Annotated in this window: 24 protein-coding genes; 12 read left to right on the top strand and 12 right to left on the bottom strand. The window is 63.3% G+C overall.

All coding sequences use genetic code 11. The features are described from left to right. Positions 1-48 precede the first annotated feature (48 nt). The 4 genes from ACW5W4_RS16015 to ACW5W4_RS16000 form a co-directional block, all read right to left on the bottom strand. Positions 49-501, bottom strand: a complete 453-nt coding sequence (locus ACW5W4_RS16015; protein ID WP_408797541.1) for a c-type cytochrome — start codon at positions 499-501, stop codon at positions 49-51. A gap of 181 nt (positions 502-682) precedes the next feature. Beyond that, complete coding sequence (tdh, locus tag ACW5W4_RS16010; RefSeq protein ID WP_456690040.1) at positions 683-1,708, bottom strand: L-threonine 3-dehydrogenase; 1,026 nt, start codon at positions 1,706-1,708, stop codon at positions 683-685. Positions 1,709-1,789: 81 nt separating this feature from the next. Beyond that, on the bottom strand, positions 1,790-2,983 hold the full coding sequence (locus ACW5W4_RS16005) for a glycine C-acetyltransferase (RefSeq protein WP_456690039.1): 1,194 nt from the start codon (positions 2,981-2,983) through the stop codon (positions 1,790-1,792). 256 nt (positions 2,984-3,239) lie between these two features. After that, positions 3,240-3,884, bottom strand: a complete 645-nt coding sequence (locus ACW5W4_RS16000) for a TetR/AcrR family transcriptional regulator (RefSeq protein ID WP_456690038.1) — start codon at positions 3,882-3,884, stop codon at positions 3,240-3,242. A gap of 148 nt (positions 3,885-4,032) precedes the next feature. Between ACW5W4_RS16000 and rfaD the strand changes: the two genes are divergently transcribed. Both rfaD and ACW5W4_RS15990 read left to right on the top strand, forming a co-directional pair. Then, positions 4,033-4,989, top strand: coding sequence for an ADP-glyceromanno-heptose 6-epimerase (gene rfaD / locus ACW5W4_RS15995; RefSeq protein ID WP_408791907.1), 957 nt, complete (start codon positions 4,033-4,035; stop codon positions 4,987-4,989). Between the two features lie 57 nt (positions 4,990-5,046). Continuing rightward, positions 5,047-6,165, top strand: a complete 1,119-nt coding sequence (locus tag ACW5W4_RS15990) for a glycosyltransferase family 4 protein (protein ID WP_456690037.1) — start codon at positions 5,047-5,049, stop codon at positions 6,163-6,165. A 65-nt stretch (positions 6,166-6,230) separates the two neighbouring features. Here the strand turns inward: ACW5W4_RS15990 and ACW5W4_RS15985 are convergent, their stop codons facing one another. Then, positions 6,231-8,234 carry an LTA synthase family protein gene (locus ACW5W4_RS15985; protein WP_456690036.1) on the bottom strand — a complete coding sequence of 668 codons (2,004 nt, stop codon included), beginning with the start codon at positions 8,232-8,234 and terminating at the stop codon, positions 6,231-6,233. Between the two features lie 391 nt (positions 8,235-8,625). Next, entirely contained in the window at positions 8,626-9,489 is an 864-nt protein-coding gene (locus ACW5W4_RS15980) for a YicC/YloC family endoribonuclease (RefSeq protein ID WP_111874938.1), read from the bottom strand. A 147-nt stretch (positions 9,490-9,636) separates the two neighbouring features. Here ACW5W4_RS15980 and rph point away from each other — a divergent pair, with 147 nt between their 5' ends. Both rph and pyrE read left to right on the top strand, forming a co-directional pair. Next, complete coding sequence (rph, locus tag ACW5W4_RS15975; RefSeq protein WP_025328763.1) at positions 9,637-10,353, top strand: ribonuclease PH; 717 nt, start codon at positions 9,637-9,639, stop codon at positions 10,351-10,353. 83 nt (positions 10,354-10,436) lie between these two features. Further along, positions 10,437-11,102 (top strand): orotate phosphoribosyltransferase, encoded by a 666-nt coding sequence (gene pyrE, locus ACW5W4_RS15970; RefSeq protein ID WP_456690035.1) that lies wholly within the window; start codon positions 10,437-10,439, stop codon positions 11,100-11,102. 61 nt (positions 11,103-11,163) lie between these two features. Here pyrE and mscS read toward each other — a convergent pair whose 3' ends face one another. The 4 genes from mscS to coaBC form a co-directional block, all read right to left on the bottom strand. Further along, positions 11,164-12,000, bottom strand: a complete 837-nt coding sequence (gene mscS / locus ACW5W4_RS15965) for a small-conductance mechanosensitive channel MscS (RefSeq protein WP_456690034.1) — start codon at positions 11,998-12,000, stop codon at positions 11,164-11,166. Between the two features lie 142 nt (positions 12,001-12,142). Beyond that, positions 12,143-12,739 carry a nucleoid occlusion factor SlmA gene (gene slmA, locus ACW5W4_RS15960; RefSeq protein ID WP_041997555.1) on the bottom strand — a complete coding sequence of 199 codons (597 nt, stop codon included), beginning with the start codon at positions 12,737-12,739 and terminating at the stop codon, positions 12,143-12,145. Between the two features lie 70 nt (positions 12,740-12,809). Continuing rightward, a complete protein-coding gene (gene dut, locus ACW5W4_RS15955) occupies positions 12,810-13,268 on the bottom strand; it encodes a dUTP diphosphatase (RefSeq protein ID WP_408797514.1) in 459 nt (152 codons plus the stop codon). A 173-nt stretch (positions 13,269-13,441) separates the two neighbouring features. After that, the gene (gene coaBC / locus ACW5W4_RS15950) at positions 13,442-14,644 is read right to left on the bottom strand and encodes a bifunctional phosphopantothenoylcysteine decarboxylase/phosphopantothenate--cysteine ligase CoaBC (protein ID WP_456690033.1); all 1,203 of its coding nucleotides are present in this window, start codon (positions 14,642-14,644) and stop codon (positions 13,442-13,444) included. 143 nt (positions 14,645-14,787) lie between these two features. Here coaBC and radC point away from each other — a divergent pair, with 143 nt between their 5' ends. The 6 genes from radC (at position 14,788) to ACW5W4_RS15920 (ending at position 18,437) form a co-directional block, all read left to right on the top strand. After that, on the top strand, positions 14,788-15,462 hold the full coding sequence (radC, locus tag ACW5W4_RS15945) for a RadC family protein (protein ID WP_456690032.1): 675 nt from the start codon (positions 14,788-14,790) through the stop codon (positions 15,460-15,462). Between the two features lie 136 nt (positions 15,463-15,598). Then, the gene (rpmB, locus tag ACW5W4_RS15940) at positions 15,599-15,835 is read left to right on the top strand and encodes a 50S ribosomal protein L28 (RefSeq protein WP_005307492.1); all 237 of its coding nucleotides are present in this window, start codon (positions 15,599-15,601) and stop codon (positions 15,833-15,835) included. An 11-nt stretch (positions 15,836-15,846) separates the two neighbouring features. After that, a complete protein-coding gene (rpmG, locus tag ACW5W4_RS15935) occupies positions 15,847-16,014 on the top strand; it encodes a 50S ribosomal protein L33 (protein WP_005323752.1) in 168 nt (55 codons plus the stop codon). 90 nt (positions 16,015-16,104) lie between these two features. Then, positions 16,105-16,560, top strand: a complete 456-nt coding sequence (locus ACW5W4_RS15930) for a hypothetical protein (RefSeq protein ID WP_456690031.1) — start codon at positions 16,105-16,107, stop codon at positions 16,558-16,560. 16 nt (positions 16,561-16,576) lie between these two features. Then, on the top strand, positions 16,577-17,389 hold the full coding sequence (gene mutM, locus ACW5W4_RS15925) for a bifunctional DNA-formamidopyrimidine glycosylase/DNA-(apurinic or apyrimidinic site) lyase (protein WP_456690030.1): 813 nt from the start codon (positions 16,577-16,579) through the stop codon (positions 17,387-17,389). A gap of 172 nt (positions 17,390-17,561) precedes the next feature. Beyond that, a complete protein-coding gene (locus ACW5W4_RS15920) occupies positions 17,562-18,437 on the top strand; it encodes a VirK/YbjX family protein (RefSeq protein WP_456690048.1) in 876 nt (291 codons plus the stop codon). Positions 18,438-18,476: 39 nt separating this feature from the next. On the opposite strand, the gene coaD is transcribed toward ACW5W4_RS15920, so the two are convergent. Then, the gene (gene coaD, locus ACW5W4_RS15915; protein ID WP_041997535.1) at positions 18,477-18,962 is read right to left on the bottom strand and encodes a pantetheine-phosphate adenylyltransferase; all 486 of its coding nucleotides are present in this window, start codon (positions 18,960-18,962) and stop codon (positions 18,477-18,479) included. Positions 18,963-19,096: 134 nt separating this feature from the next. On the opposite strand from coaD, the gene ACW5W4_RS15910 reads away from it, so the two are divergent. After that, complete coding sequence (locus ACW5W4_RS15910; protein WP_456690029.1) at positions 19,097-20,137, top strand: glycosyltransferase family 9 protein; 1,041 nt, start codon at positions 19,097-19,099, stop codon at positions 20,135-20,137. A gap of 56 nt (positions 20,138-20,193) precedes the next feature. Here ACW5W4_RS15910 and ACW5W4_RS15905 read toward each other — a convergent pair whose 3' ends face one another. Then, a complete protein-coding gene (locus ACW5W4_RS15905) occupies positions 20,194-20,991 on the bottom strand; it encodes a glycosyltransferase family 2 protein (RefSeq protein ID WP_456690028.1) in 798 nt (265 codons plus the stop codon). Positions 20,992-21,298: 307 nt separating this feature from the next. Between ACW5W4_RS15905 and ACW5W4_RS15900 the strand changes: the two genes are divergently transcribed. Further along, positions 21,299-22,390 carry a glycosyltransferase gene (locus tag ACW5W4_RS15900; protein ID WP_456690027.1) on the top strand — a complete coding sequence of 364 codons (1,092 nt, stop codon included), beginning with the start codon at positions 21,299-21,301 and terminating at the stop codon, positions 22,388-22,390. Positions 22,391-22,403 lie beyond the last annotated feature (13 nt).

The raw sequence follows: 22,403 nt of genomic DNA, 5'->3' as shown, positions 1-22,403 counted from the left end.
CGCAAGCCAAGAGAATAAAAGGGCCGCAATCGCGGCCCTTTCAATGACTTAGAGATTGTCCGTCATGTAGTGAATGGCATTCTCGATCTCTTCATCACTACAGGCCGCGCAGGTACCCCGTGGCGGCATCATGCCAGCCTGGCCGGTGAAGCCTTCGATGGCATGCTTGCGCAGGGTGTCGAAGCCCTGGGCGAGGCGGGGTTCCCAGGCGGCCTTGTCACCGCGCTTGGGCGCACCGGCGGCGCCGGTATCGTGGCAGGCGAAGCAGGCACCCTTGTAGACGGTTTCACCATCACGGGGGCCGGAGGCGGCCGTGGTGCTGGCCGTGGCCGCCGGGGCTATCCCTTCCAGATCCTTGGCGGTATAGACATCACCCACGGGCTTGATCCGTTCGGCGATGGCTTCCGGCGACATCTCGTCGGCGGCGAACGCGGCGCCGGACAGGCTGGCAACCGCGATACCGGCGACCAGTAAACAGCTCAGTTTTCTCAACACGCTCATGTACTCCCAGCAGGCTCTTATTATCCCTAGAAACGACGGGATTATAACCGAATAGTTACAGGCATTTAAACGCTTGTGTGTGAAGTGTTAAGCAGTCTGTGCGTCGGATCCGGCTCCTGGCCTTCGATGGCAGCAACCCGGCCTGGGCCGGGTTGCTGGGTCATGTCCTTCGGTTCGCCGCTCAATCCCAGCTCAGGATCACCTTGCCGGATTGGCCCGAGCCCATGGCATCGAAGCCTTGCTGGAAGTCGTCGATGTGGAAGTGGTGGGTGATGATGGGGGAGAGATCCAGACCTGACTGGATCAGGCTCGCCATCTTGTACCAGGTCTCGAACATCTCGCGGCCATAGATCCCCTTGATGAACAGCCCCTTGAAGATGACCTGGTTCCAGTCGATCGCCATGGTGGAGGGGGGAATGCCGAGCATGGCGATCTTGCCGCCATGGTTCATCTTGGCCAGCATGTCCTGGAAGGCGGAGGGCACGCCGGACATCTCCAACCCCACGTCGAAGCCTTCGGTCATGCCGAGATCGTCCATCACGTCGGAGAGCTTCTCCTTGCTGACATTGACGGCGCGGGTGGCGCCCATCTTGCGGGCCAGTTCGAGGCGGTATTCGTTGACGTCGGTGATCACCACGTGACGGGCGCCCACATGGCGGCAGACGGCGGCGGCCATGATGCCGATGGGGCCGGCCCCGGTGATGAGCACGTCTTCGCCCACCAGGTCGAAGGAGAGGGCGGTGTGCACGGCGTTGCCGAACGGATCGAAGATGGCGGCCAGCTCATCCGGGATGTTGTCCGGCAGCTTGAAGGCGTTGAAGGCGGGGATCACCAGGTACTCGGCAAAGGAGCCGGGGCGGTTGACCCCGACCCCGACCGTGTTGCGGCACAGGTGGGTGCGACCGGCGCGGCAGTTGCGGCAGTGACCGCAGGTGATGTGGCCCTCGCCGGAGACGCGATCTCCCACGGCGAAGCCGCGCACCTCCTGACCGATGGCGACCACCTCACCCACGTACTCGTGGCCGACCACCATGGGCACGGGGATGGTCTTCTGGGACCACTCGTCCCAGTTGTAGATGTGCATGTCGGTGCCGCAGATGGCGGTCTTGCGGATCTTGATCAGCAGGTCATTGTGGCCGAGCTCGGGGGCGGGCACATCCGTCATCCAGATGCCGGGTTCGGATTTGAGTTTGGAGAGTGCTTTCATGACGGTTCCTCACGGGCCGGGCCCGGTGCAGAGGTTGAGCTATGGGTCGGTTCAAGAAGGGGCCTGTCGGCCCCTCGCTGTCTATTGAATGATGTTCAGGTCGCGGCCGATGCGGATGAAGGCATCGATGGCCCGATCCAGCTGCTCGCGGGTGTGGGCGGCGGACATCTGGGTGCGGATGCGGGCCTGGCCCTTGGGCACCACGGGGAAGGAGAAGCCCACCACATAGATGCCTTCGGCCAGCATGCGGCTCGCCATCTCGCTGGCCAGCTTGGCGTCCCCCAGCATGACAGGGATGATGGCGTGATCGGCCCCGGCCAGGGTGAAGCCGGCGGCGCTCATGCGGGCGCGGAAGTAGTCGCTGTTTTCTTTCAGGCTGGCGCGCAGGGCGTGACCCTGTTCCAGCAGCTCGAGCACCTTGATGGTGGCCGAGACGATGGAAGGGGCCAGGGAGTTGGAGAACAGGTAGGGGCGCGAGCGCTGACGCAGCCAGTCGATCACCTCTTTCTTGCCGGAGGTGTAACCGCCGGAGGCGCCGCCGAGGGCCTTGCCCAGGGTGCCGGTGATGATGTCGACCCGCTCCAGCACGTCGCAGTATTCGTGGGTGCCGCGGCCGTTCTCGCCGATGAAGCCGACGGCATGGGAATCATCCACCATCACCAGGGCGTCGTATTTGTCCGCCAGGTCGCAGATGGACTTGAGGTCGGCGATGACACCGTCCATGGAGAAGACGCCGTCGGTGGCGATCAGCTTGAAGCGGGCACCATCGGCTTGGGCCTGCTTGAGCTGGGCTTCCAGTTCGGCCATGTCGTTGTTGGCATAGCGGTAGCGCCTGGCCTTGCACAGCCGCACGCCGTCGATGATGGAGGCGTGGTTGAGGGCATCGGAGATGATGGCGTCCTCGGCGCCGAACAGGGTCTCGAACAGACCGCCGTTGGCATCGAAACAGGAGGAGTAGAGGATGGTGTCCTCGGTGCCGAGGAAGGCGGAGAGCTTCTGTTCCAGCACCTTGTGGCTGTCCTGGGTGCCGCAGATGAAGCGCACCGAGGCCATGCCGAAGCCGTGGCTGTCGAGGCCCGCCTTGGCGGCGGCAATCAGCTCGGGGTGGTTGGCCAGGCCGAGATAGTTGTTGGCACAGAAGTTCAGCACCTGCTGTTGGCCCACCTCTATGCTGGCCTGCTGCGCCGAGCTGATGATGCGCTCCTGCTTGTAGAGTCCTTCTGCCTGCACTTGGTCAAGCTGCTCGGTCAGGTGGCGATAGAATCCGTTAGACATCCTCGAACCTCATTGGCTATTACAGCGGTTTATCAACATTGGGCAACATTTTACTGCAACTGCGTCCCATCAATTCAAATTATTATGCTGATATTCAACATGTGTGAAACAGATCACCCGACGCCCTATGCCAAATGGCGCTGCCCGCATAGTCGCTCCTGATAAAGGGAGCCGTCTGGCCAGTCTCTTCTTCCCCGGATGAGCGGGCCGGCGCCACCCCGGCGGGTCGGCCCGCAGCGTCAGACGGGTTCTGCCCTCAGCCGCCCAGCTGGGCCAGCTGGCGGTAGTGCTGTTCCAGTTGCTGGATCCGGGGAGCGACCCGGGGCTGCACATAGGGGCGCAGCAGGAAGAGCACCCGCATGACCCCCTGATAGAGCAGGGGCTTGGTGATGCGGGTGTGGGGAGCCTGGGCTATCTGGAACGGGATCCAGCAGGTGACCACCATCTTGATGGTCTGGCCCAGATCCGGCAGATCGGCGTCGCTGACGGCTATGATGCCCCCCTCGCGCAGGCTCCTGAGCAGGGCCTCCACGGCGGCGCGCAGCTGCTCCTGGGCCTTGAGGTACTTCTGTTGCAGCAGCTCGTCGCGACTGAGGATGTCCGGCAGGTTGGCGTAGAAGAAGCGGAACTGCCACATCAGGTAGAAGATGGCATCCAGGTAGCCCATCAGATCGTCGAGCCGGATCTCGGTGCTGCGGGCTGGGGTGAAGCTCTCGCTCAGATGGCGGGCATACTGGTCGAAGATGGAGTGGATGATGTCTTCTTTATTGCGAAAGTGGTAGTAGAGGTTGCCCGGGCTGATGCCGAGGTGGGCGGCGATGTGGTTGGTGGTGATGTTGCGCTCGCCCTGATCGTTGAACAGTTCGATGGCGCTGTGAATGATCCTGTCTCTGGTTTTCATCGCGGTTCCCTCTGCCGGGCCGCCTTGCGTCGAGGTCGTATCCCCTGGCGGCCCGTGATAGACTTTTCGGCAATTTCAAATTGGCTCACTATACACAGCTTTAATCGGCCGTCACACGGTGGGCATCAACGCAGACGAGGCAAACTCCATGATCGTAGTAACGGGCGGTGCAGGCTTTATCGGCAGCAATCTGGTCAAGCAACTCAATGCCATGGGACGAACCGATGTGGTGGTCATCGATGATCTGACCGATGGCACCAAGTTCGTCAACCTGGTGGATCTGACCATTGCCGACTACATGGACAAGGATGAATTCCAGGCGCGGATCGTCTCCGGTGACGAGTTCGAGGAGTGGGACGGCGGTATCGAGGTGATCTTCCACGAAGGGGCCTGCTCCGCCACCACAGAGTGGAACGGCAAGTTCATCATGGAGGTCAACTACGAGTACTCCAAGGATCTGTTCCACTACTGCATCGAGCGGGAAATCCCCTTCATCTATGCCTCTTCCGCCGCGACCTATGGCGGGCGCAACGACAACTTCATCGAAGATCCCCAGTTCGAGCAGCCCCTCAACGTCTACGGCTACTCCAAGCAGCTGTTCGACCAGTACGTGCGCCGCTGGCTGCCGGAGATCAACTCCCAGGTGGTGGGCCTGAAGTACTTCAACGTCTACGGCCCGCGCGAGCAGCACAAGGGCGCCATGGCGTCCGTCGCCTTCCACCTCAACACCCAGGTGAAGAAGGGGGAGAATCCCAAGCTGTTCGAGGGCTGCGACGGCTTCCCGGACGGCGGCCAGATGCGCGACTTCATCTATGTGGATGACGTCTGCAAGGTCAACCTCTGGTTCTGGCAGAACCCGCAGCAGTCCGGCATCTTCAACTGCGGCACCGGCCGGGCCGAGCCGTTCCAGCACGTGGCCGAGGCGGTGATCAAGCATCATCAGCAAGGGGCCATCGAGTACATCCCCTTCCCGGATCACCTCAAGGGCCGTTACCAGAGCTTCACCCAAGCGGATCTGACCCGCTTGCGCGCCGCCGGCTACCCCGGCGAGTTCAAGACGGTGGCCGAAGGCGTGGCCGATTACATGGCCTGGCTGAACCGCTGAGTCAGGGTTATGTCATGTCAGGGCGCCCTCTTAGGCGCCCTCTCTGTTTGGGCGAAGGTGAGCAAGAAGATGAAGGCGAGCGAGATGACGGGGTTGCTGCATATTTGCCTCTCCCAGGGCTGGGGCGGCCTGGAGATGTACCCGCTGCGGGTCGGCAGCGGCATGATGGCGCGCGGCTGGCGGGTCCATGGTCTGGCGCTGCGCGGCAGCAAGGTGGCCGAGGGCATGAAGGCGCAAGGCTTCGAGGTGTTCGAGCTGGACTCTCGTGGCCAGGGGCTGCGCCAGCTGCTGACCCTGCGCCGCTGGCTCAAGGCGCGGGACATCCGGCTGGTGCACTGCCACAAGTCGGGGGATCTGCTGCTGGCGGCCCTGCTCAAGCGCCTGTGGCCGCTGCGGTTGCTGTTCACCGAGCACATGGGGGCGACCCGGCCCAAGCGGGATCCGCTCCATCGCTGGATCTACGGCAGGGTGGACCTGGTGCTCTCCATCAGCGACGAGACCCGCCGCCGCAACCTCAAGGCGCTGCCGCTGCCGGCCTCGCGCATCGAACGGCTCTGGCTTGGCACCGATCTGACCCGGTGCGATGAGCCCGCCGCGGAGATACGCGCCGAACTGGGGATAGCAGAGGATGCCCAGTTGCTCGGGGTGCTTGGCCGGATCGGCCGGGGCAAGGGCCAGCCCGAGCTGCTGGAGGCCTTCCTGCTGCTGGCGCAGGCGCACCCCAGGCTGCACCTGCTGATCGTGGGCGGCACCCAGGCCAGCGAAGGGTCGGACGAGAAGGTGGTGGCGGCGCTGCGCCAGCGCATCGCCGAGGCGGGCGTGCAGGAGAGGGTGTTGCTGACCGGCTTTCGCCGCGATACCCAGCGCATGCTGCAAGCCATGGATCTGGTGGCCATCCCCTCCCATAACGAGGCGTTCGGCCTGACGGTGATCGAGGCGATGGCGGCGGGCAAGGCCATCGTCGGTGCCAGCACGGGGGCCGTGCCCGAAGTACTGGGGGAGGCGGGCCTGCTGGCGACCCCCACCGACCCGGCCGCTCTCGCCGGCCAGATAGCCAGCTTGCTGGTGGATGACTCGCTGCGCCAGCGCTTGGGTGCGGCGGCCCGGGAGCGGGCGCAGCGGGAGTTCTCCATGAGCCATCACCTGGATGAGTTGGCCCGGCGTTACCAGGGCTGAGACGCGGCCCCATCAGGCACCATGAAAAAGGCTTCCCGCGGGAAGCCTTTTTGCTGGGTAGCCCCTCAGCGGGCCGCGGTCTGCGACTCGATGAAGCCCTTGATCCGGCTGTTGAGCTGCCAGCGCAGCAGCTCGGGCAGTGCCTGCTGGCGGGCCTGCTGCGCCTCGCTGACGGGCTGTGCCTGCTCCTTCACCTCCAGCTGGCTGTCATCCTGCCAGGGGTAGAAGCTGGGCTTGCCGCTCATGGGATAGGCGCCCTTGTCATCGATCCAGAGGGTGACGTTGTAGCCGAAGGCGCGCCGCTTGTCGTCGTCCGGGGCCAGCATGTTGCGACCGGCCAGGGTCTGATAGGGGGTGTCCGACAGGCTGAAGCCATACAGGGTGGGGAAGATGTCCTTGTGGGAGCCGACCCGCTGGGGATCGAAGCGCCACCGGCTGTGGGCCAGTATGGTCTTGGGCACATAGAGGTAGAAAGGCACGGCCCGATCCAGCACCTGTTCGCGGGGGTAGAAGGCCTTGAGGCGGCGCATCTGGTGATCGCCGCTGGCGGCGATCAGCGTCTTGTCCCCCAGGGGGGAGCCCTTGATGGCGCTGACGAATCGGCCTAGGGCATCGGCGGCGAACTGATAGGTCCTGAGGATGTTGGCCTGCTCTATGTCGCCATCCTCGGCATGGGCCATGACCCTGGGAGTGGGGGTGGTCGGCTGCGGCTGGTAGCGGGCCGGCGTCTCGTAGGGAGGGTGATTGGTGATGGTGAGAATGCTGATGAAGAGCGGCTCGCGGGATTGCTCCAGCAGGGTCCGGGCCAGACGATAGGCGTAGTCATCGGGCACGCCCCAGGCGGTGACCTCCTTGGCGGCCTCGGGGTAGCGCTTGATCAGGGCATTCTGGTCATAGACCTCGTCGACCCCCTGCACCGGCAGGTAATTGACCAGGTTGCGCCACATCATGTTGCCCGGGGAGATGAAGACCAGCTTGTAGCCCGCCTGCTTGTAGAGGGCGAACGGGGTGCCGCTCAGGGTCTGGTGCTGGGCCGAGCTGTGGCTGATGTTTTGCACCGGGCTGTGGAAGAAGAGGGCGGCCAGGGAGGGGGCCGTGCCGTTGTCTTCCGACAGGAAGCGCTTGAAGACGAAGTCCTCCTGGAAGTGGGGGCGAAGGCTGCCGAGCAGGTCGTTCTTGCCCGGCTCATCGAAGGCCAGCATGTTGCTGCCAAAGCTCTCCATCAGTGTCATCACCACATGGGGCTTGTGGGCGGCGAGCCAGGGATTGACCGGGGTGCGCGCCATCAGGGAGTCGAGCCCGCTCTGCTCAAGCAGGGTCTCTCCCTCGGCCTGGCTGACCGGGGTGAAGACGATGTCCTCCGCCCTGTCCTTGACGGCCCAGTCGATGGCCATCAGGCCGTTCGGGGTCAGCTTGTTGAGGGCGAGCAGATCCGAGACCTGGGCGTTGCCGCGGCGCAGGGGGAAGGTGCCCACGCTGCCACGGCTGATGACAAACAGCAGGGTCAGGGCGATGAGCAGGTAGACGATGAAGACGGGCAGGGGCCAGGGCTTGTGGCCGGCACGCGTCAGCGTACGCCTGGCCCAGCGGGCCGGCAGCCAGCCCAGCAGCAGCGCCAGGGCCAGCCCCTTGATGATGGGATAATCCTGCCACATGTTGGCCAGCACGGCCCGGGTGTCGTCTTCGACCAGGCCGAAGGCGAACACGTCTATGTGGGTGTGATAGGTCTGGTAGTAGTAGTAGTTGCCGATGGCGACGGCGCCGATGAGAAAGGCCGCCAGCCCCAGCAGGCGCGGGGCCCAGCGCTGCATGCCCTGCCAGCCGCGTTCGCCCGCCGCCAGCATGAGCCCGGCCAGGGCGAAGGGAGAGAGCGCCATGCCGGCGATGCGCAGGTCGTAGCGCAACCCGGTCAGCCACATGCGCTGCAGATCGTCGGTCCGGTTCTGCAGTTGTTCGGGCTCGACGAAGTGGTCCAGCATCAGATAGCGGGCCGCCATCAGGATCAGCACCAGCCAGAGCAGCTGATAGCCCAGGGTACCCAGCAGGGTGCGCAGTCTTGTTTGATACATGCAAGTGTCCATTCACTACCAATAAAACCGGCCCCTGGGGGCCGATCGGAGATCGTGATGCCATGGCTCGTGGCACAGTCGGGATGCGACCCGCGGCTTGCTGCGGGCGCGTCTCAACGGCGGACGGCATCGGCCCCTATGATAAGGAAACTCGCGGCGAGCCGTGAAGGGTTTCTTGCTTGCGTGGGGGCGAGGGGCTCAACCGGGGAAGGGATGGGCCTGCCCCCCCAGCTTGACGTACCAGTGTTGTGCCAGCTTCTGGCCCGCCTGATGGGGCCATGTTTGCCAGCCTGAGCATTGAAAGCAGGATGGGTTTTACATCGGGGAGAAAGACAAAGCCCTTGAGGATCAAGGGCTCGTCTTTCTGTATCAGATAACGCTCAGCGAAGCGTCACTCAATGTTCTGGATCTGCTCGCGCATCTGCTCGATGAGGACCTTCAGTTCGACGGCGGACTGGGTCACTTCGGCGTTGATGGATTTGGAGCCGAGCGTGTTCGACTCGCGGTTGAACTCCTGCATCATGAAGTCGAGACGACGGCCGCAGGCGCCCCCCTTCTTCATGATCTTGATGGTTTCGCCGATGTGCATCTCCAGGCGATCCAGCTCTTCGGCCACGTCGATCTTCTGGGCCAGCAGCACGATCTCCTGCTCGATGCGGGCCGGATCCAGCTCCACCTTGGCCTCGGCCAGACGGTCGGTGAGCTTCTGGCGCTGCCACTCGATGATCTGCGGCAGGTGCTCGCGCACCTTCTTCACTTCCACCTGGATGCCGTCCAGACGCTGCTGGATCAGTGCCTTGAGGTTGGCCCCTTCGCTGGCGCGGGAGGCGAGGAAATCTTCCATGGTCAGATCGAAACCGCCGAGCAGCTCGGTGGCGACCGCGTCCATGTCCTGCTCGGCGGCGGCCATGACGCCGGGCCAGCGCAGCACGTCGACCGGGTTGAGCTGGCCCTGGCCCGCCTCTTTCATTACCCAGTTGGCGCTGTCGATGATGAGCTTGGCCAGCTCTTCATTGATGTGGAGCTGGCTGGCGGCGGCCTGCGCTGCCTCGAACCTCAGGTTGCACTCCACCTTGCCGCGCTGCAGCTTGGCACGGAAACGCTCACGCAGGACCGGCTCCAGGCTGCGCAGCTGCTCCGGCAGGCGGATGTAGGTTTCCAGATAGCGCTGGTTGACCGAACGAATTTCCCAAACGGCTGTGCCCCAGTCGCCCTTGAATTCCTTGCGGGCGTAGGCGGTCATGCTGTGAATCATTGATTGTTCCGGGCTTGATGAAGTGTGCGGCCAGTATACTCAGCCAGGCTTGCCCCGTCAGCCGACGGCGTGGTTTTAGCGGCTGATATTTGGGGCGGGATCACTTATAATCCCCCGCCAATTTGAGCCAGCCCAGAGGTCAGTCCCATGTCCCGTCCCAGCGATCGCAGTGCCGCGCAAGTGCGCCCGGTTACCATCACCCGCAACTTCACCAAGCATGCGGAAGGATCTGTGCTGGTGGAGTTCGGCCACACCCGCGTGCTGTGCACCGCCAGCGTCGACACCAGCGTGCCGCGCTTCCTGAAAGGCAAGGGTCAGGGCTGGGTCACCGCCGAGTACGGCATGCTGCCGCGCTCCACCCATTCGCGCATGAACCGCGAGGCGGCCGCCGGCAAGCAGAGCGGTCGCACCCTGGAGATCTCCCGCCTGATCGCCCGCTCCCTGCGTGCCGCCGTGGATTTGACTGCCCTCGGCGAGCACTCCATCACCGTGGATTGTGACGTGCTGCAGGCCGACGGCGGCACCCGCACCGCCGCCATCACAGGTGCCTGCGTGGCCCTGGTGGATGCGCTGAACTGGATGGTCGAGAAGGGCATGCTCAAGCAGAGCCCGCTCAAGCAGATGATAGCGGCGGTCTCCGTCGGCATGTATCAGGGGGAAGCCATCTGCGATCTGGAGTACGTGGAAGATTCCGCCGCCGAGACCGACATGAACGTAGTGATGACCGAAGACGGTCGCATCATAGAGGTGCAGGGCACCGCCGAGGCCGAGCCCTTCACCCACGAGGAGCTGCTGGCCATGCTGGCGCTGGCCAAGGGCGGCATCGACGACATCATAGCGCTGCAGAAGCAGGCGCTCTCCTGAATTTCTGATTTGAAAAACGCGGCATTGACCGCGTTTTTTTATACCCCCACACCAGCCAACGACAAGCCAAGCAAGGAGCCAGAATGAAAGCCTACCAGCGTCAATTTATCGAGTTCGCCCTGGAGAAACAGGTTCTCAAATTCGGTGAGTTCACCCTGAAATCCGGCCGCAAGAGCCCCTACTTCTTCAACGCCGGCCTGTTCAACAGCGGTCGCGATCTGGCCCGCCTAGGCTGCTTCTATGCCGCCGCGCTGATGGATGCCGGTATCGAATTCGACGTGCTGTTTGGCCCGGCCTACAAGGGGATCCCCATCGCCTCCGCCACCGCGGTGCAGCTGGTGGAGCAGCACGACGTGGATGTGCCCTGGTGCTTCAACCGCAAGGAGGCCAAGGATCACGGCGAGGGCGGCAATCTGGTGGGCAGCCCGCTCAAGGGGCGCATCATGCTGGTGGACGATGTCATCACCGCCGGGACTGCCATCCGCGAATCCATGGATCTGATCCAGGCCAACGGCGCTTCCCTGGCCGGGGTGCTGATCGCCCTGGATCGTCAGGAGAAGGGCAAGGGCGAGCTCTCCGCCATCCAGGAAGTGGAGCGTGACTACGGCGCCCACATCATCGCCATCATCCAGATGAGCGACCTGATCGCTTATTTGGAAGAAAAGCTGGAAGGGAAGCAGGTCGAGCAGTCCGCGCTGGCCGAGCAACTGGCGGCCATGAAGGCCTATCGCGCCCAGTACGGCATCTGACGCCGCTTGGTGCCGTCAGCATAAAAAAAGCCGCTCATTGAAGTGAGCGGCTTTTTCGTGGTCAGGCGGCCTGCTTTTGCATGTGCAGCGCCATCTGAGGGAAGGGGATTTCGATGCCTTCTGCGTCGAAGGCCAGCTTCACCTTCTCGTGGAAATCGAACCAGACGCCCCAGTAGTCGGCGGTCTTGACCCAGGGGCGCACCACGATATTGACCGAGGAGTCGGCCAGGGCGGCGACGGCGATGGTGGCGGCCTGATCCTTCAGGATGCGGGGCTCCTCGCTGACCAGTCGCTCCAGCAGCTGCTTGGCCTTGCGCAGATCGGAGCCGTAGCCGATGCCGAACGTCATGTCGACCCGACGGGTGTCCATGCGCGAGTAGTTGATGATGTTGCCGTTGAGGATGGCGGAGTTGGGCACCACCACCATCTTGTTGTCCGGCGAGGTAAGGGTGGTGGTAAACAGCTGTACCGACTGCACCGAGCCGGAGGTGCCTGCCACCTCGATGAACTCACCGGCCTTGATGGGGCGGAAGATGATCAGCAGGAAGCCGGCGGCAAAGTTGGAGAGGGAACCTTGCAGCGCCAGACCGATGGCCAGACCGGCGGCACCTATGATGGCGACGAAGGAGGCGGTCTGCACCCCGACCCGGCCCAGGGCGGCGATGACGACGAACACCAGCAGGGCATACTTGAGCACGCTGCCGACGAAGTGGGTCACGGTGGCGTCGAGGTTGCGAGCCTTCATGACGCGCTCGACGCCGTTGCTGATCAGATTGGCGGCGAGATAGCCGATGAGCAGGGTGACCAGGGCGGCGGCGATGTTGACGCCGTACTCGATCAGCAGGCCCTGATTGTTGACCAGCCAGGTTTGCGCTTCGGCGATGATTTCGGGTTCCATAGAACTTCCTGTGGGTTAATTCATCAAAACGTCGGAATATAGCAGCATGGTGCGACAACCTGAGTCGCAGGTGGTCGAGACCCGTTCAGTTCTGCCATGAAACAGGGAGGAGGCCAAGGGGCCTCCTCTCATATAGGCGGGATCAACTCTGCAGCAGCTGGCTGCGGATGAACTGCCACTGATCCTCGAAATCCGCCGTCGGCTTGAGTTTGAACTCGGAGCGCACGAACTGGCTGATCCGGCCCTCGGTATAGGCCAGCAGCAGGTTGGCCAGCATGGTCTCGTCCAGCTGAAAGCCCTGCCCCTCCCGCAGCCGCTTCTCCCGCAGCACCTGCTTGAGCTGGGTCTCCAGCTTGTCGAACAGGATGCTGATGCGATCCCGCAGCCTGTCATGCTCCCCCAGCAGGGCATCGCCATTGAGGATGCGGGTGATGCCTGGGTTGCGCTCGGCAAACACCAGCAGCAGTTGCAGTATGTGGTGGCAGCGGGCCATGGTGTCCTTCTCGTCGGCCAGGATCATGTTGACCCGCGACAGCAGGGAATCCTCGATGAAGTCGATCAGCCCCTCAAACATCCGTGCCTTGCTGGGAAAGTGACGATAGAGGGCCGCCTCCGAGACACCCACCTCGGCCGCGAGCCGGGCCGTGGTGATGCGCTGACCCGGGCTGGTCTCCAGCATGTGGGCGAGCGCCTGCAGGATCTGGTCGCGTCGACTCTGTTTCTGATTACTGCTTGCCATGGATTCCCCTAAAAAAACAATGGCTTGATTCTGTTATTTGCGCCGCAGCCAGGGGCTGCGCCGGGTCTTGTTATTGGCGACCAGAAGAACCAAAACCGCCTTCACCCCGCTCGCTCTGATTGAACTCATCGACCAGTTGGAAGCGGGCCTGAACCACGGGCAGGATCACCAGCTGAGCGATACGCTCGCCGGGCTGAACGGTGAAGCTGTCGTTGCCCCGGTTCCACACCGAGATCATCAGCTGTCCCTGATAGTCTGAATCGATGAGGCCCACCAGGTTGCCCAGCACTATGCCGTGCTTATGGCCGAGGCCGGAGCGGGGCAAGATGGTGGCGCACAGACCCGGATCCTGAATATGGATGGCGAGGCCGGTGGGGACGAGAGTGGTTTCACCTGGTGCCAACGTGATGGCCTGATCGAGCAGGGCACGCAGATCCATGCCGGCGGAACCCGGTGTGGCATAGGCGGGCAGGGGAAATTCGGTGCCGATGCGGGCATCCAGGATCTTCAGTTCAATTTGTGTCGTCATGAATCATTTTTTCAATGGGATCGCCCGGAGGCGATCGGGTGGTTCAGTGAGCGCCCGCGTGAGCACCCGGGATCTTCGACGTCATCCGTGTCGTCATGAATCATTTTTTCAATGGGATCGCCCGGGGGCGATGTCATGAACCTGTCGCAGCTGGCATGGCCCCGAGGCGGGGCTCAGGACCGATAATGGCGCGCAATCAGGGCGACAAGATGACGGGCCAGCGTCAGCTTGTCGGCCAGGGGCAGGGTGGCCTGACCTCCTTGCCAGAACACGGCGAGGGCGTTGTCATCGGCGTTGAAGCCCTGCCCGGCTTGGGAGACATCGTTGGCGGCTATCATGTCCAGCCGCTTTCGTCGCAATTTATCGAGGGCGTATTGTTCCACATCCACGGTTTCGGCGGCAAATCCCACGGTAAACGGCTTGTCGGCCAGGGCACCCACGGCGGCGATGATGTCGGGATTCTTGACCAGGGCCAGGGTCATCTGATCGTTGTCGTCCGTCTTCTTGATCTTCTGAGGGGCCACCTGCGCCGGGCGATAATCCGCCACGGCGGCGCAGCCGATGAAGAGATCGCATGCGCCGGCCCGGCTCATCACCGCCTCGTGCATCTGCAAGGCGCTCTCCACGTCGACCCGCTCGACCCCAGGTGGTGTTGGCAGGGCGACCGGGCCGCTCACCAGGGTGACGTCGGCGCCCGCCTCACGGGCGGCGCGGGCGATGGCATAGCCCATCTTGCCCGAGCTGTGGTTGCTGATGTAACGCACCGGATCCAGCGCCTCCCGGGTCGGCCCCGCGGTGAGCAGCAATCTGACCCCCGCCAGCAGCGGTTCGGCGGCCAGTTGCTGGCAGCAGCGCTCCACCAGTTCCAGGGGATCCAGCATCCGGCCCGGCCCTATGTCGCCGCAGGCCTGGCTGCCGGAATCCGGCCCCCACAGCAGGATGCCGCGGCTGGCCAGGGTCTTGAGGTTGGCCTGGGTGGCGGCGTTGAGATACATCTGCTGGTTCATGGCGGGGGCCAACGCCACCTGGGCCGGCGTCGCCAGGCAGAGGGTGGTCAGCAGCTCGTCGGCCATGCCGGCCGCCATGCGGGCCATCAGGTTGGCGCTGGCCGGGGCGATCAGGATCAGATCGGCCCACTTGGCCAGCTCGATGTGGCCCATGCCCGCCTCGGCGGCGGGGTCGAGCAGGCTGTCGGCGACGGGGTGGCCGGAGACCGCCTGCAGGGTCAGCGGGGTGATGAACTCCTTGGCGGAGCGGGTCATCACCACCCGCACCTCGGCGCCCTGATCTTTCAGGCGGCGCACCAGTTCGGCACTCTTGTAGGCGGCGATGCCGCCGCTGATCCCCAACAGGATGCGTTTATCGGCCAATCTCATCTGCTTTGCTTCCGGCTCGTTCTGACTGGTCGGCTAAGATAACACAGCCTGAGGGTGACGACAGAGGCTGACATGGACGACTTGTGGTCAGACTCTCGTCAAACGTCGCCCGGCTTCGCTCGGCGGCACAGGGAGGGTGGCATATGAGCATCAAAGAGTGGCCAGAAGGGGAGCGTCCGCGGGAGAAGCTGTTGCTGCGGGGGGCGGCTGGGCTCTCCGACGCCGAGCTGCTGGCGATCTTCCTGCGCACCGGGGTCAGTGGCCTGAGTGCCGTGGATCTGGCCCGCCAGCTGTTGGGGGAATTTGGCTCGTTGCGGGCCCTGCTGGGGGCCGATCAACAGCTGTTCTGCGCCGCCCATGGCCTGGGGCCTGCCAAATATGCCCAGTTGCAGGCGGTGCTCGAGATGGGCCGGCGTCATCTGGCCGAGCAACTGCAACGTGGGGATGCGCTCACCTCGCCCCAGCTGACCCGAGACTATCTGCAGGCCCAGCTGCGTGACAGGCCGCGGGAGGTGTTTGCCCTGCTGCTGCTCGACAACCAGCACAGGGTGATAAAGTTTGTCGAACTTTTCTACGGCACCCTGGATTCGGCGAGTGTCTGGCCCAGAGAAATCGTGCAGATAGCACTCAAACATAATGCAGCGGCCGTCATTCTGGCGCATAATCACCCGTCTGGCGTGGCCGAGCCCAGTCGGGCCGACCGTCAGATCACAGATCGTATCCTGGCCGCCCTGGCCCTGATCGATATCAGAGTGCTGGATCACTTGGTGATCGGTGACGGCATCACGGTTTCTTTTGCAGAGCGTGGTTGGTTATAACCGGGCTCTGGCTCTGTATTAGTTGATCTTTGATCACGGATGCTGTATAAAATGCCGCCTTCTGTTTGCCCCGCAATCGAAGGCCAGCGGGGCAGATATTTGCTCGAGCAATGAAGTAAGATTTGGAGAGACTGACATGTCTAGAGTATGCCAAGTAACCGGCAAGCGCCCGGCAGTTGGTAACAACCGTTCGCACGCTAACAACGCTACCAAGCGTCGTTTCCTGCCGAACCTGCACACTCACCGTTTCTGGGTTGAGAGTGAAAAACGCTTCGTAAGCCTGCGCGTATCCGCAAAAGGCATGCGTATCATCGACAAGCGCGGCGTTGAAGTGGTTCTGGCTGAACTGCGTGCCAGCGGCGTTAAGGTATAAGGAATTAGATCATGGCTAAAGGTATTCGCGATAAGATTCGCCTGAACTCCAGCGCCGGTACTGGTCACTTCTATACCACTACCAAGAACAAGCGCACCATGCCCGAAAAAATGGAGATCAAGAAATTTGATCCCGTGATTCGTCAGCATGTGATCTACAAAGAAGGCAAAATCAAGTAATTACTTGGTTTTGTTGCAAAAGCCCGGCCTAGTGCCGGGTTTTTTTATGGCCCAAATTCAGTACACTGCCGACTCGAACGGAGGCTTGTCATGGTAAAACTGAGCCGTAAAGGCTGGAACAACGTCATCATAGTGGCGGTATTGGCGGTGATAGTGTTGCTGCATCGCCTCGAGCAGGCCCAGCAGGAGAACAGTGCCCAGCGGCGCCATGGCCTGCTGCCTGACAGTGCCGTGGTACTCAGCTGGCAGGGACCGAGCTGGCGCGTTGAGCGGATTGGGCAGGGCTGGCGCAGCGTGCCGGATCTGGGGCTGGACAGCGACGCCCTGGCCGCTCGGGTCGCGCAGTGGCAAGGCTGGCAGCTGTCATCGAGTGATCCGCTGCGCGGTGCGCCGGTCGAGGCGGCTGTCTGGCTGGCGGGCCAGGGAGAGCCGGTGACTCTGGCGCTCTACCAGGACAATGGCCGCTATGCCGTCCGTTTGCTGCCTGATCGCTGGCTGGCCCTCTCCGCCGATCAGTATCGTGACCTGCTCAAACCCGCCCCTTGACCCCAAAGAGGACGAGATGCCCGAATTACCCGAAGTCGAAGTCAGCCGCCAGGGCATCTCCCCCTGGCTCACCGGCATCCAGGTCACCCGCGTGGTGGTGCGCGACGGTCGTTTGCGCTGGCCGGTGCCAGGCGAAATCCAGGAGCTGGTCAACCTCACCATCCACAGGGTCAGTCGCCGCGCCAAGTACCTGCTGCTGGAGACGGACTTCGGCACCGCCATCCTGCACCTTGGCATGTCCGGCAGCCTGCGGGTGCTGGACATTGGCACCCCGGCCGAGAAGCACGACCACGTGGACATAGAGCTCGCCAACGGCAAGTTGCTGCGGCTCAATGACCCGCGCCGCTTCGGGGCCCTGCTCTGGACCCGTGAACCGGCCGAGGCCCACGCCCTGCTGGCCAAGCTGGGGCCCGAGCCACTGACCGACGCCTTCAACGCCGACTATCTGCGGGAGCGGGCCAAGGGGCGCAGCACCGCCATCAAGACTTTCCTGATGGACAATCATGTGGTGGTCGGGGTGGGCAACATCTACGCCAACGAGGCGCTGTTCGCCGCCGGCATTCACCCCAGGCGGGCGGCGGGAGAGGTGAGCGGCGAGCGATTGGCGACCCTGGTGGCCGAGATCAAGCGGGTGCTGGCGGCGGCCATTGTCCAGGGGGGCACCACCCTCAAGGACTTCACCAGCGCCGATGGCAAGCCCGGTTACTTCGTGCAGCAGTTGCAGGTCTATGGTCGGGGGGGGCAGCCCTGCTACCAGTGCCAGCAGCCCTTGACCGAGATCCGCATCGGTCAGCGCACCACTGTGTTCTGCAGCCAGTGCCAGCATTGACAAGGGACTTATTTGGAGGAGTTGTAAGCAAGTGTTGCCAGCCGATTGCAGTGAGCGGCCGTCAATCCTAGGATCGCCCCCCATTCAGGTGGCAGGAGATCCGGTTATGACGAGCAAGGCCCTCTTCGGCTGGGAGCAACTCTCCCGCCAACCCCGCTATGGCGCCCTGGCCATGGCCCGTTATCTTTACCCGGACGGTGGCCGCCGCCTGGGCTTCAAGCGCGGCAAGTTCGTGCTGCGCAGCCTGATCTATCGCCGCGCCATGGCCCAGGTGTTCGAGCTGTTTCGCAGCGAGCCGCTCAAGGCGCTGCCGGCCCAGTACCCCGAACTGCTCGACAAGCCCCTGCGCCCCTATCGCTTCGCCAGCTCCAGTGCGCGGCAGCGGGCGAGCATGCTGGTCGAGCACTACCGGCTGTTGCAGCTGTGCTATCCGGGGTTGATTGCCCCCCTCTACCTGGGAGAGGGGGTGACCCTGGGGCACTATCCCCAGAGCGGTTGCCGCATCGTGCTGCGCCATGATGGCACTTTCAGGCGGGAGGCCGAGCTGGCCGTCTCCATCGTGGATCCGCAGGGACGGCGTCTCTACAGCTGCGCCTTCTCCCTCGCGGGCCAGGCCGATGCCCTGAGCCTGGTGATCGGCTCGGTGCAGGGGCCGGAGCCCGCTGTTCCGCAGGCCCAGGAACGGGTGCGCGAGCTGACCAAGGAGGGCCATGGTCTGCGGCCCAAGTCGCTGGTGGTGATGCTGGTGCTGGAGATGGCGGGGGCCATGGGGGCCGTCAGGGTCAATGCGGTGCGCAAGCGGGCCCATGTGTTCCAGGCCAGACGTTACAGCAGCAAGCAGAAGGCCAGTTTGCAGGCCGATTATGATGAGCTGTGGCAGGAGTTCGGCGCCCAGGCGCTGGATGCCAACTTCGTGACCCTGGCCCCCGTGGTGCGCAAGCCACTGACGGAGATCGCCTCCAAGAAGCGGGCCATGTACCGGCGTCGCTACGAGTGGCTGGATACCCTGGCGCTCGCCTGTCGGGAGCCGTGGCGGCGGGAGGCATGATGCAGAGCGGGCTTGGGCCCGCTCTGCTGTTATGGGGACTCAGGGTTTGGTCAGCTTGGCGGCGATGGCCCGGGCGACCCTGGGGTCGACGAACTGATGGATGTCGCCGCCATGCAGGGCCACCTCCTTCACCAGGCTAGACGAGATGAAGGAGTTCTCCTCGGCCGGGGTGAGGAAGACGCTCTCGAGCTCCGGCATCAGGCGACGGTTCATGTTGGCGAGCTGAAATTCGTATTCGAAGTCGGAGACGGCGCGCAGGCCGCGGATCAGCACGTTGGCGTTCTGCTCCCGGGCGAAGTTGACCAGCAGACCGGAGAAGCCCACCACCTTGACGTTGCCGAGATGGGCCGTGACTTCGCTGGCCAGGGCGACCCGCTCGGCCAGATCGAACAGCGGCCGCTTGCTCGGGCTGTTGGCCACCCCGACCACGACTTCATCGAACAGACTGGCGGCCCGCGCCACCAGATCGGTGTGGCCATTGGTGATGGGGTCGAAGGTCCCCGGATAGATAACCCTGGTGCTCATGTGATGACGTCCTGCAACCGGAAAATTGCTGGCATTATAAGGTCGTCGCTTGAGAATAGCAGTGCATCAGGCAAGAATACCCCATCGCGCATTCAGCCTTCCCGCCTTGGGTGTGGGGAGCAAAGGGATCTTTTATGAAACGCATTCTGGTTGTTCGCAATGACAAGATTGGTGACTTCATGCTGGCCTGGCCGAGCTTTGCCATGCTCAAGCGCTCCATGAACTGTCATGTGACGGCCCTGGTTCCGGGCTATACGGCGCCGCTGGCACGGCTCTGCCCCTGGATTGACGAGGTGATCCTGGATCCGGGCGCCCACGCCGACAAGGAGCAGCAGCGCGCCCTGCTGGCCCGCATCAAGGCGGCCGCCTTCGATGCCTCCATCTGCCTGTTCTCCAACACCCGCAACGCCAAGCTGGTGTGGAAGGCCCACATTCCCTACCGGCTCGCCCCGGCCACCAAGCTGGCCCAGGTGCTCTACAACCAGCGCCTGGTGCAGCGCCGCTCCCGCTCCCAGAAGCCGGAGTATGAGTACAACCTCGATCTGATCCGTCATTTCCTGGCCGATCAGCAGGCGAGCGTGGTCGAGCCGCAGGCGCCCTATCTGGCGTTCGAGCCCCAGCTGCTGGCCAGGGTGCGTGCCGAGACCGCCGACAAGCTGGGTCTGGAGGTGACGCGCCCCTGGCTGATGGTGCATGCGGGCAGCGGTGGCTCGGCCAACAACCTCTCCATTGCGCAATATGCCCGGCTCATCATCAAGCTCAACCAGGCCTGCCCCGAGTTGCAGTGCGTGCTGACCGCCGGGCCCGGGGAAGAGACCAAGGCCGAGCAGCTGGCGGCCGAGCTGTTGGCCCATGGCGGCAACGGCTGGATTTATCGTTCCGACGAGGGGTTGCCCAAGTTCTGTCAGGTGCTGGCCAATGCCGCCCTGTTCATGGCGGGCAGCACGGGGCCGCTGCACATCGCGGCCGCCCTGGATGTCCCGACCGTGGGCTTCTTCCCGGCGCACCGCTCGGCCCGGCCGCTGCGCTGGCGCCCGCTCAACCAGGAGGGGCGCCACCTGGCATTCAGCCCCCCCGAGGACAGCGATCATCCCGAGGACATGAGTCAGCTCGATCCCAAGACCATGGCCGGCGCCATCGCGCACTGGGGCAGGGCGCTCTGGCAACCTGCCTGACGGGCGCAGCAGAAGGGCCCATGACGGGCCCTGAATGATGCTGCTTTTGAGGTCGTTCAGACCACGGGGTTTTCCCAGTCCTTCTTCGGCGGCTGCAACCGCTGCTGGCAGAAATAGGCCTGACGGATCAGCTTGGAGGCCATGGTGATGCCCAGCATGATGAGGCCGCGCTTGCCATCGAGGAAGGCGCGCTGACGAATGCCGTGGCGCCAGAGCACGTCGATGATGCACCAGATGAAGTCGTACCAGCGACCCCCCTTCATCTCGCGACCCACGGCGCGCTCGGCGTAGCGCTGGGCCCGCAGCACCGCATCCTTGATGTCGGCATAGGAGTCGTGCCGACAGATGCCCTTGAGTTTGCCTACCTTGCCGTCCGTGACCAGCTTGTCGTGATAGAGGTCCATCTTGCCCTCCATCCGCCACTGATCGCTGCGCACCAGACGCAGACGCCACTCCGGCTGATACATGTGGTGGAGCCAGCCGCCGAGGAACCAGATCTTGCGCTGGAATTCCCAGGCGCTGATGGCGGGATCGTCCTCGTGCAGCACCCGCTCCATGTCGCTCCTGAGTTCGGGCTCAAGGGATTCGTCGGAGTCGAGCAGCAGGATCCACCTGGCCGGGGCGCACTGTTCCATGGCGAAGACTTTCTGCTTGAGCGGGCCTGGCCAGGGGCGTTCGATGACGATGCAGCCTCGCCCGGCCGCATATTCCCGGGTACCGTCGGTGGAGCCGGAGTCGACCACCACTATGCGTTGTGCCAGCCCCTGCACGCTATCGAGCACCATGGGCAGGCAGCGCATGCTGTTGAAGGTGGTCAGGGCCACCGCCAGGGTGACAGGTTGTTGTTGTTCCATGGAAATAACCGGCGAAGGAAGGTGAGCCACATTCTATCCTGATTCAAGTTTGGTGGGCAAAGTTTGACTTGCCGCTGGGGGTCACGGAAAATCGCCGACTATCCTTTGCTCGCTTGGCATGGGTTGTGCCGCTTTATGGCTGTTCAAGTCGATTTGTTGGCAGCCAAGATGATTTTTCATCCCGATACGGGTGTTACTCGCCCCTGTCGTGCTCCCTCTGTCTGCCAGGGGGCGGGTGGTTGCCGCGCCGGGCGGGCCGATCGGTGACTCACCGAGTGACCGACGTTATTCCTTGATGAGATGATGCATGAACTCCAAGCGTTTCGTATTTGTGATTGAAGATTTGTATGGTGGTGGCGCGCAAAAGTCTCTCATCAACACGGCGGAAGGGCTGCGTCAGCGCGGCCACAGGGTGACGGTCTTCATACTGCGCGACCTGATCGAACATCGTCTGCCGCCTGAGCTGGAGGTGATCAACCTGGCCCTGGTCAATGGGGTCACCAAGGCCCTCTCCAATGTTCTGGTCGAAAAATGGCAAGCCTGGCGTATCGCCAGGGCCATCCGTCGCCTCGCGCCGGATGTAGTGCTCTCCTGCTCCTGTGACAAGATCACCCGCCACCTCGATCACCCCAACCTCTGGTTCTGGGTGAAGAGCAACATGCTCGCCTCCCGCTATACCCCCAAGGCCAAGGCCAAGGCCAAGGCGAAGCTGCAGCGCTTCTATAACGGCCGCAAGGTGATTGGCTGCTCCCAGGGGGTGGTCGAGGGCCTGCTGCAGGATGCCGAACTCACCCCGGAGCGGATCCTCGCCATCTACAACCCCTACGAGCGGGAAGGCTTCGTGCGCATGGCCGCCGAGCCGGCCGACCTGCCCGCCGGGGAGTATCTGATCAATGTGGGCACCTTCGAGCATCGCAAGCGCCACGACCGGCTGCTGCGGGCCTATCGGGCCAGCGGGGTGCAGACGCCCCTGCTGCTGCTGGGCAAGGGCAAGCCGGAGGAGGAGGCCAGGGTGCGGGGGCTCATCGACGAGCTCGGCCTGACATCCAGGGTGATGCTGCCCGGCTACCAGACCAATCCCTATCCCTACATCAAGCACGCCAAGGCGCTGATCCTCACCTCGGATGGGGAGGGGTTGCCAAGGGTGTTGATTGAGTCGCTTTTCCTCGGCACCCCGATCGTGAGTGTCGATTGTCCGTCCGGCCCCAAGGAGATACTGAGTGGCGAGCTGGCCGCTTTCCTGGTGCCGCTGCAAGACGAGGCGGCCCTGGCCGATGCCATCGCCCGCATGGATGCCGCCCCCGTCATCATCACGGCGGATTACTATCAGCCCTTCCTCGCCGAGAGCGTTTTGCCTCAATTTGAGGCCTTGTCATTGCCGCAGCGAGCCACACCTTGAATACAAACATCAT

This window comes from Aeromonas crassostreae (assembly GCF_054052445.1).
The sequence above is the reverse complement of the archived record's forward strand: the minus strand, read 5'-3'. Positions and strand labels throughout refer to the sequence as shown.

Bases quoted from the DNA above. Each gene is read 5' to 3' on its own strand.
- rph (WP_025328763.1), top strand. From the start codon at position 9,637: ATGTCCCGTCCCAGCGATCGCAGTGCCGCGCAAGTGCGCCCGGTTACC.
- ACW5W4_RS15985 (WP_456690036.1), bottom strand. From the start codon at position 8,234: ATGTATCAAACAAGACTGCGCACCCTGCTGGGTACCCTGGGCTATCAG.
- ACW5W4_RS16005 (WP_456690039.1), bottom strand. From the start codon at position 2,983: ATGTCTAACGGATTCTATCGCCACCTGACCGAGCAGCTTGACCAAGTG.
- rfaD (WP_408791907.1), top strand. From the start codon at position 4,033: ATGATCGTAGTAACGGGCGGTGCAGGCTTTATCGGCAGCAATCTGGTC.
- dut (WP_408797514.1), bottom strand. From the start codon at position 13,268: ATGACGACACAAATTGAACTGAAGATCCTGGATGCCCGCATCGGCACC.
- slmA (WP_041997555.1), bottom strand. From the start codon at position 12,739: ATGGCAAGCAGTAATCAGAAACAGAGTCGACGCGACCAGATCCTGCAG.
- coaBC (WP_456690033.1), bottom strand. From the start codon at position 14,644: ATGAGATTGGCCGATAAACGCATCCTGTTGGGGATCAGCGGCGGCATC.
- tdh (WP_456690040.1), bottom strand. From the start codon at position 1,708: ATGAAAGCACTCTCCAAACTCAAATCCGAACCCGGCATCTGGATGACG.
- ACW5W4_RS16015 (WP_408797541.1), bottom strand. From the start codon at position 501: ATGAGCGTGTTGAGAAAACTGAGCTGTTTACTGGTCGCCGGTATCGCG.
- ACW5W4_RS15900 (WP_456690027.1), top strand. From the start codon at position 21,299: ATGAACTCCAAGCGTTTCGTATTTGTGATTGAAGATTTGTATGGTGGT.
- ACW5W4_RS15930 (WP_456690031.1), top strand. From the start codon at position 16,105: ATGGTAAAACTGAGCCGTAAAGGCTGGAACAACGTCATCATAGTGGCG.
- pyrE (WP_456690035.1), top strand. From the start codon at position 10,437: ATGAAAGCCTACCAGCGTCAATTTATCGAGTTCGCCCTGGAGAAACAG.
- ACW5W4_RS15905 (WP_456690028.1), bottom strand. From the start codon at position 20,991: ATGGAACAACAACAACCTGTCACCCTGGCGGTGGCCCTGACCACCTTC.
- ACW5W4_RS15910 (WP_456690029.1), top strand. From the start codon at position 19,097: ATGAAACGCATTCTGGTTGTTCGCAATGACAAGATTGGTGACTTCATG.
- rpmG (WP_005323752.1), top strand. From the start codon at position 15,847: ATGGCTAAAGGTATTCGCGATAAGATTCGCCTGAACTCCAGCGCCGGT.
- mscS (WP_456690034.1), bottom strand. From the start codon at position 12,000: ATGGAACCCGAAATCATCGCCGAAGCGCAAACCTGGCTGGTCAACAAT.
- rpmB (WP_005307492.1), top strand. From the start codon at position 15,599: ATGTCTAGAGTATGCCAAGTAACCGGCAAGCGCCCGGCAGTTGGTAAC.
- coaD (WP_041997535.1), bottom strand. From the start codon at position 18,962: ATGAGCACCAGGGTTATCTATCCGGGGACCTTCGACCCCATCACCAAT.
- mutM (WP_456690030.1), top strand. From the start codon at position 16,577: ATGCCCGAATTACCCGAAGTCGAAGTCAGCCGCCAGGGCATCTCCCCC.
- ACW5W4_RS16000 (WP_456690038.1), bottom strand. From the start codon at position 3,884: ATGAAAACCAGAGACAGGATCATTCACAGCGCCATCGAACTGTTCAAC.
- ACW5W4_RS15920 (WP_456690048.1), top strand. From the start codon at position 17,562: ATGGCCCGTTATCTTTACCCGGACGGTGGCCGCCGCCTGGGCTTCAAG.
- ACW5W4_RS15980 (WP_111874938.1), bottom strand. From the start codon at position 9,489: ATGATTCACAGCATGACCGCCTACGCCCGCAAGGAATTCAAGGGCGAC.
- radC (WP_456690032.1), top strand. From the start codon at position 14,788: ATGAGCATCAAAGAGTGGCCAGAAGGGGAGCGTCCGCGGGAGAAGCTG.